Raw genomic sequence first — 2500 nt, forward strand, 5'->3', positions numbered from 1 at the left:
ATGCCTTGGCGGTCAGAGGCGATGAAGGACGTGGCAGCCTGCGAAAAGTATCGGGGAGCTGGCAACAAGCTTTGATCCGGTAATGTCCGAATGGGGAAACCCACCCGCTTGCGGGTATCCTGCAGTGAATACATAGCTGCTGGAAGCGAACCTGGTGAACTGAAATATCTAAGTAACCAGAGGAAAAGAAATCAACCGAGATTCCCTGAGTAGCGACGAGCGAACGGGGACTAGCCCTTAAGCTGGAATGGTTCTAGAAAAACAGCCTGGAACGGCTGGCCATAGAAGGTGATAGCCCTGTATTTAAAAGGGCCACTCCAGTGAAGACGAGTAGGGCGGGGCACGTGAAACCCTGTCTGAACATGGGGGGACCATCCTCCAAGGCTAAATACTACTGACCGACCGATAGTGAACCAGTACCGTGAGGGAAAGGCGAAAAGAACCCCGGAGAGGGGAGTGAAATAGATCCTGAAACCGTGTGCGTACAAGCAGTAGGAGCTCGAAAGAGTGACTGCGTACCTTTTGTATAATGGGTCAGCGACTTACTGTTCGTGGCAAGCTTAACCGTATAGGGGAGGCGAAGGGAAACCGAGTCTGATAAGGGCGCATAGTCGCGGGCAGTAGACCCGAAACCGGGTGATCTAGTCATGGCCAGGGTGAAGGTGCCGTAACAGGTACTGGAGGCCCGAACCCACGTCTGTTGCAAAAGACGGGGATGAGCTGTGATTAGGAGTGAAAAGCTAATCGAACCCGGAGATAGCTGGTTCTCCTCGAAAGCTATTTAGGTAGCGCCTCATATGTATCCTCTCGGGGGTAGAGCACTGTTATGGCTAGGGGGTCATCGCGACTTACCAAACCATTGCAAACTCCGAATACCGAGACGGACTGTATGGGAGACACACGGCGGGTGCTAACGTCCGTCGTGAAAAGGGAAACAACCCAGACCCACAGCTAAGGTCCCAAATTCACTGCTAAGTGGAAAACCATGTGGAAAGGCACAGACAGCCAGGAGGTTGGCTTAGAAGCAGCCACCCTTTAAAGAAAGCGTAATAGCTCACTGGTCGAGTCGGTCTGCGGGGAAGATTTAACGGGGCTAAGCAGTGAACCGAAGCTTGGGGTGTGCATATTTATATGTACGCGGTAGAGGAGCGTTCCGTAAGCCGTTGAAGGTGGATTGAGAAGTCTGCTGGAGGTATCGGAAGTGCGAATGCTGACATGAGTAACGATAATGCGGGTGAAAAACCCGCACGCCGAAAGCCCAAGGTTTCCTTGCGCAACGTTAATCGGCGCAGGGTGAGTCGGCCCCTAAGGCGAGGACGAAAGTCGTAGTCGATGGGAAGCAGGTTAATATTCCTGCACCTCGCGTAAGTGCGATGGAGGGACGGAGAAGGTTAGGTGTACCCGGCGTTGGTTGTCCGGGGGAAAGGCGGTAGGTTTGGATCTTTGGCAAATCCGGGATCCTTTAAGACCGAGCACCGAGACGAGCCTTTAAGGCGAAGTCACTGATACCACGCTTCCAGGAAAAGCTCCTAAGCTTCAGCTTACGCAGACCGTACCGTAAACCGACACAGGTGGGTAGGATGAGAATTCTCAGGCGCTTGAGAGAACTCGGGTGAAGGAACTAGGCAACATGGCACCGTAACTTCGGGAGAAGGTGCGCCCTTTTTGGTGGCTCATGCGAGCTATAGCTGAAGAGGGCCGCAGTAACCAGGCCGCTGCGACTGTTTATCAAAAACACAGCACTCTGCAAACACGAAAGTGGACGTATAGGGTGTGACGCCTGCCCGGTGCTGGAAGGTTAATTGATGGGGTCAGCCGCAAGGCGAAGCTCTTGATCGAAGCCCCAGTAAACGGCGGCCGTAACTATAACGGTCCTAAGGTAGCGAAATTCCTTGTCGGGTAAGTTCCGACCTGCACGAATGGCGTAACGACAGCGGCGCTGTCTCCACCCGAGACTCAGTGAAATTGAAATCGCTGTGAAGATGCAGCGTTCCCGTGGCAAGACGGAAAGACCCCGTGAACCTTTACTATAGCTTTACACTGAACGTTGAGTTCGTCTGTGTAGGATAGGTGGGAGGCTATGAAACTGTGGCGCTAGCTGCAGTGGAGCCATCCTTGAAATACCACCCTGTCGTGCTTGACGTTCTAACCTAGGTCCATAATCTGGATCGGGGACCGTGTATGGTGGGTAGTTTGACTGGGGCGGTCTCCTCCTAAAGAGTAACGGAGGAGCTCGAAGGTACGCTCAGCGCGGTCGGACATCGCGCACTGTGTGCAAAGGCATAAGCGTGCTTGACTGCAAGATCGACGGATCAAGCAGGTAGGAAACTAGGACTTAGTGATCCGGTGGTTCTGTATGGAAGGGCCATCGCTCAACGGATAAAAGGTACTCCGGGGATAACAGGCTGATACCGCCCAAGAGTTCATATCGACGGCGGTGTTTGGCACCTCGATGTCGGCTCATCACATCCTGGGGCTGTAGTCGGTCCCAAGGGTATGG

General features: G+C 53.5%; 1 rRNA gene (only partly in view). It reads left to right on the forward strand.

The features are described 5' to 3' along the window. A 23S ribosomal RNA gene (locus ABE483_RS09210) occupies positions 1 to 2500 on the forward strand (it extends past both window edges: 27 nt to the left, 352 nt to the right).

The organism is Stenotrophomonas sp. TWI602 (assembly GCF_039674045.1).
Taxonomy (GTDB): Bacteria; Pseudomonadota; Gammaproteobacteria; order Xanthomonadales; family Xanthomonadaceae; genus Stenotrophomonas.